This window comes from Pseudomonas sp. (assembly GCF_037994325.1).
GTDB lineage: Bacteria > Pseudomonadota > Gammaproteobacteria > Pseudomonadales > Pseudomonadaceae > Aquipseudomonas.
The window spans coordinates 1-5,304 of the sequence record NZ_JBBNAH010000235.1 but is presented as its reverse complement, the minus strand read 5'-3'; the positions used below and the strand labels follow the sequence as shown (position 1 = coordinate 5,304).

Below are 5,304 nucleotides of genomic sequence, written 5' to 3'. Positions count from 1 at the left end.
ATCCACCACTACGTGCAGGCCAAATTCGTCGGCCAATTGCAGGCCGTGGGCGCCTTTGAGAAAGATGGCGTCGACGTTGCCGTGTAGCAGGCCGATCAGTTCACGGTTGCTGCGCCGTACACGCTTGCCGTCTAGGCGCACCTGAGCGCCGAAGATATGCCGCACGGGAATGTCGCTGTGGGTGCCGCCGTAGGGGTAGTCGACCAGTTCCATGTCGGCCACGTGCAGGCCTTCCAGGCTTAAGGCGTTTTCCAGACCGCGCAGGGCGGTGGCGCGGCTAAAGTCGATTTTTACGTTGGCCCATTTGGGCAGGCCAAAGCGCCGACCTTTTAGTTCGCGGATGCTGTTGATCGGGTTGTCGGGGTTGCTGACGATCAGCTGAATTTCGTCGGTCCAGGACAATCCCAGCAAACGGGTTTGCGCACCGGCAGCACGGGCCCAGATGGCGGGGATATTGCCGCCGTGGCGCACCGAGTTGGCCAGGTGGTGGTCGAAATGCGCTTCGCGAATTTCGCGGTCGTTGGATTCGCGCAGCGCTTGAATGGTGGTGCCGAAGGGCCGAAAGGCTTGTGCCAGTCGGCCCGATTCGACGGCAATCCCCAGCCCGGTTGGAACCGGGCTGTGGGTATACCAGAGGGTATCAAGGGGTGTGCTCATGGGGCCTGCTTGTAGAGGTCTTGTGAGCCTGCGTTCAGCCCGCTAGTGCGGTAGCTGAGCGCAGGGTTTGCAGCGGACGTGGGTCGATCCAGTCGCGTACCGAAAAGGTCTGCGGAATGAAATTCCAGCGGTGCAGGAAATGGGTGAAGTCCTGCAAACCGAGAATCGAGTTTTCGTGCAGGTCGGTGCGCAGACGCAGGTGGGCGTCTTCGCCATAAGCGGCGGTGACGTAGAGTTCGCTGCTGTTGGTTTCCCGGGCCAGGTAGCGGCGGGTGTCTTCGGGGTGGTTCCAGGCCCAGGCTTCGGCGCGGATCACCGAGTCGAGAATGCCGACGGCAGCGTCGAAGTGGTTTTCTAGCAGGTTGAAGTCTACCGACAGGGTGCGCGGCGTGCCGTTGTTGGCGCGAATCAGCGGTTCGGGGTGCGAGCCGGTGTCGATAACCGTGTGCAGGCCAAAGGTCTGGGCCAGGTGCGCCGCCGAGGCGCCTTTGAGGAAGATGGCGTCCACTTCACGGCGCAGCAAACCGACCAGTTCAGCGCTCTGCCCACCGCTGCTGCGGCGGCCAAAGGTGCTGGTGCCGGCGATGGTCTGCGCCGGTTCGTCGCTGTGGGTGCCGTCGCGCAGGTAATCGACCAGCTCCACATCGCTGACTTCCAGGCCTTCGAGTTTCAAGGCGTTTTCCAGGCCACGAATGGCTTGCGCACGGGAGAAGTCGATTTGCGCTTTGGCCCACAGCGGCAGGCCGAATTTGCGCCCTTTAAGGTCTTTGACGGTTTTGATGCCGCTATCGGGCAGGGTCAGGATCAGTTGAATTTCATCCTGCCAGGACAGGCCGATCACCCGCGTTTCCCGGCCACTGGCGCGGGCCCAGATGGCCGGAATATTGCCGCCATGGCGTACCGAGTTTTGCAGCGTGTGGTCGAAGTGCGACTCGCGCACGGCCTGGTTTTCCGACTCACGCAGGGATTTGATCTGGGTGCCCTGGGTCGCGAGGGTTTGTTCCAGCCAGCCTTTTTGCACGGCAATACCAAGCCCGGTAGGAACCGGGCAACGGGTGTACCAAAGTGTATCCAGTGGTTGACTCATGATGATGGGCTTTCCTTGGGTGATGCGTGGGGCACGTGCCGTTAGCACGGCGTGGTTGTCAGCAGCGGAACGGCTATCGACCTGCCAGCTAAGCCCACAGCGAAGGGCTTTGCAGGCGCCGCTTAAAGGGCTATTGCAACGCCTGTGCCAGGCTTTTATGGCTTAATAAATAGCTTGTAAATCAGTGGTTTAAGTCTACTTTTTCCAGCGCGTAGTACGCGGCTTGGCTGGTCAGCAGCAGCCCAACAACAGCTGCTGCTCAGCCCGCAGCACGTGCGGTCTCAGTTGGCCAGCGCCGGGCGCCCCTGGCTTTGCAAGGCAAATAGCCGCGAGTAGAAACCGCCTTCGCGCTGGGCCAAATCGCCATGGCGGCCGCGCTCCAGCACCTCGCCGTTGCGCATCACCAAGATCAGATCAGCCGACATCACCGTGCTTAAACGGTGGGCGATGATCACCGAAGTGCGGCCGCTGATCAGGCGCTCCAGGCCCTGCTGCACCAGGTGCTCAGACTCGGAGTCGAGGGCGCTGGTGGCCTCGTCAAGAATGATCAGTTGCGGGTCTTTGAGCACCGCGCGGGCAATGGCCACGCGCTGTTTTTCGCCACCGGAGAGCTTGATGCCGCGCTCGCCGACTAACGTGTCGTACTGCGCTTCCATGCGTTGAATAAACTCGTCGGCATGCGCGGCCTGGGCCGCTTGGCGTACGTCATCGATGCTGGCGCCGGGGCGGGCGAAGGCGATGTTTTCGCCGATGCTGTCGTTAAACAGCGCCACGTCTTGCAGCACCACGCCCATCAGCGCACGCACGCTGCGTTGCTGGTAGTCGCGCAGGTCGATGCCATTGATAAGGATGCGCCCCTCGCTGACGTCGTAAAAACGCATCAGCAGTTTGACGATGGTGCTTTTGCCGCTGCCGCTGCTGCCCACCAGGGCCAGGGTGTGGCCGGCGTCGAGCTGAAAGGAGATATTTTTCAGCGCGTATTCGTCTTTGCCTGGGTAGTGAAAGCTGACGTTGTCAAAGGTGATGGTGTCGAGCTTGGTCAGCGCGATGGCGTTGGGCCGGTCGGCATGTTCGGCTTCGATATCCAGCAGCTCGATCAAGCGCTCGGCGTTGCTTTCGATTTCGCCGGCCTGGTTAATCTGCCGGGCAATCGGCCCGATGCTGTTGATCAGGTTTTGCGTGAGGGTGAGGATCAGCAGGATATCGCCGGTGGTAAAGCGCGCCTGCAAAGCGCCGTGCACGGTTAAGGCCACGGCGATAAACACGCCAAAGGTATTGATCAAATTCAGCGCCTGCTCGGAGCGCCATTCGGTGGTGTGCAGCTTGCCACGGGTGATCAGCCATTCGGCCTGGGTATCATCGTAGCGCTGTTTAACCGCCGGCTCGCCACCAAAACTGCGCACGGTGGAGATATTGCCGACCATCTCCGCCAGCAGCCCGGTCATACGCCCGGCCAGGGCTTGCCAACCGCGGCGGTAGGGGCGCGTCCAGCCGACGGTGCGATAGGAAATCCAGAAGTTGAGCAGCAGCACCGCGGTCATGATGGCGCCGACCACGGGCGCCTTGATCAGCAGTACGGTGATGATAAACAGCATCTGCAGAATGTTGGCCAGGGTGCCTTCGGTCAGCGATGACAGCCACATGGTGATGCTGGTGATATTGCCAAAGCGGTCCATGATTTCGCCGACGCGGGTCTTCTCGAAGTAGTCGATGGACTTCTGCGTCATATTGTCGAACACCCGCTGGCGAAAGGTGCTCACGGTGTCCAGCCAGAGGTCGTCAGCCTGCTTGTTTTGCAGGGCACCAAAGATCACCACGCCCAGGCGCAGGGCGAAGAAAACACCGAGCAGTACGGTGACGCTCCAGGTCGCTTGTTCCTGGGTGATTTTGCCGGTGAGCAGCTGCGAGATGGTGTCGACCACCACTTTGTACAGGTACGGCGTGGCCGTTCCGATAAAGCCGAGGATGGTGCCGACCAGGGTGACGGCAATCACCCGGCCGCGGTACTCGGGGATGAACTGGATGGTGCGCCAGAGGTTTTTCATAAGTGGTTTTGTCGGTCACAGGCGGTGATTGGGGCGCACGCACCAGGCGTGCAGAGAGCGGCAAGGGCGGCGGCGCGGCGCACGGTTCACTCGGCAAAACTGAAACGCCCTTCGGCGATCAGGCTGTCCAGTGGGTTGCGCTGGGTGGGTTGTTCACGCGCTTGCAACTCGGCCGACAAGCTGTCGCGGCTGGCTTGCTTGCCGATGGCAATGGCAATTTCCACGTTGTAGCCCTCGGGTACGCCGAGCAGCACGCGCGCCTGGTCGCGGTCAAAGCCGCCGATGGCGTGGGTGTGCCAGCCGGCATGTTCAGCTTGCAGGGCCAGGTGGGCCCACGCTGCGCCGGCGTCCAGCGAGTGGTTGCGCAGCGGCGTGGCGGCGTCGCTGCCGGCGCGGACGTGGGTGGTTTTCGACAGCAGCACAATCAGCGCCGAAGCCTTAGCGGCCCAGGCGCGGTTCTTCTCGTTGAGCAGTTGCAGCAGTTCGGGCCAGTGCTGCAAGCCGTTATGGGCGTAAACAAAGCGCCAGGGCTGCGAGTTGTTCGCCGACGGCGCCCAACGCGCGGCCTCGAACAGGCAATGCAGGGTGGCTTGGTCGATGGCTTCACCGGTAAAGGCGCGTGGCGACCAGCGATTGATAAACAACGGGTGAATAGCGTGGGTGGATTGGCGTGGCTGGGACATGCTGGCCTCACAGGGCAGGGGGCTTAAGGGTTAACGGTCAGGCGCTCGGCGTGGCTGTCCCACCAAGTGCTCAGTACCCACTCGTTGGCGCCGTAATACAGCGGCAAGGTGGCGGGCTGTTTTAGGCGCTGGTTAAAGATCACGTAGTGCTTGTCCAGGTAGCGCCAGGGAATCACGTAGTGGCTGCTGATCAGCACGCGATCAAGGGCGCGGGCGGCGGTCTGCTGTTCTTGTTGGCTGTCGGCATTGAGCAGGTTTTTAATCAGCCCATCGACGGCCGCCGACTTCACCCCGGTGATGTTTTCTGAGCCGGGGCGGTCGGCATCTTTGCTGTTGAAATTGCGCCACAGCTCATCGCCGGGAATGCGCGCTTCCCGCAGGGCGAGGGTGGTGTAGTCGTAGTCGAAACTGGTCAGTTGTTTGCGCGCGGTGGCGGCGTCGGTGAGCTTTTTCTTCACCACCACGCCCAACTTGCTGAGGTTCAGGTAGATGGGATCGGTATACGGGTTTTGCGTACGGGTGCCGGCCACTTCCAAAATAAACGGCTCGCCTTGCTCGTTACGCAGCACGCCGTCGCGGTTATGCCAGCCGGCTTCGGCAAACAGCTGCAACGCCTTGGTCAGGTTGTTGCGCACGTTGCCCGGCGCTTTGGTGGAAGGCTGCGCCCACATCGGCCCGAAGGCCGCATTGGGAATTTGCCCACGGTAGGGCTCCAGCAGCTTTAGCTCCTCGCTGCTCGGCAGGCCCGTGGCGGCCAGCGGCGTACCGGCAAAGTAGCTGTCAACGCGCTTGAATTCGTTGTCGAAAATCTTCTGGTTGATCCACTCAAAAT

At 61.4% G+C, this 5,304-nt stretch carries 4 protein-coding genes and 1 pseudogene; all 5 read right to left on the bottom strand.

What is annotated here, in order from left to right; all coding sequences use genetic code 11:
- Window positions 1–657: pseudogene (locus AAAB16_RS07835) on the bottom strand (ABC transporter substrate-binding protein); the annotation flags it as partial.
- 34 nt (window positions 658–691) lie between these two features.
- Complete coding sequence (locus tag AAAB16_RS07830; protein ID WP_340662842.1) at window positions 692–1,744, bottom strand: ABC transporter substrate-binding protein; 1,053 nt, start codon at window positions 1,742–1,744, stop codon at window positions 692–694.
- Window positions 1,745–2,025: 281 nt separating this feature from the next.
- Window positions 2,026–3,789, bottom strand: coding sequence for an ABC transporter ATP-binding protein (locus tag AAAB16_RS07825; protein WP_340662841.1), 1,764 nt, complete (start codon window positions 3,787–3,789; stop codon window positions 2,026–2,028).
- 86 nt (window positions 3,790–3,875) lie between these two features.
- Window positions 3,876–4,472, bottom strand: coding sequence for a nitroreductase family protein (locus AAAB16_RS07820; protein ID WP_340662840.1), 597 nt, complete (start codon window positions 4,470–4,472; stop codon window positions 3,876–3,878).
- A 23-nt stretch (window positions 4,473–4,495) separates the two neighbouring features.
- The coding region (locus AAAB16_RS07815) for an ABC transporter substrate-binding protein (RefSeq protein WP_340662839.1) at window positions 4,496–5,304 on the bottom strand (809 nt) is incomplete at its 5' end.

Bases quoted from the DNA above. Each gene is read 5' to 3' on its own strand.
- AAAB16_RS07830 (WP_340662842.1), bottom strand. From the start codon at position 1,744: ATGAGTCAACCACTGGATACACTTTGGTACACCCGTTGCCCGGTTCCT.
- AAAB16_RS07825 (WP_340662841.1), bottom strand. From the start codon at position 3,789: ATGAAAAACCTCTGGCGCACCATCCAGTTCATCCCCGAGTACCGCGGC.
- AAAB16_RS07820 (WP_340662840.1), bottom strand. From the start codon at position 4,472: ATGTCCCAGCCACGCCAATCCACCCACGCTATTCACCCGTTGTTTATC.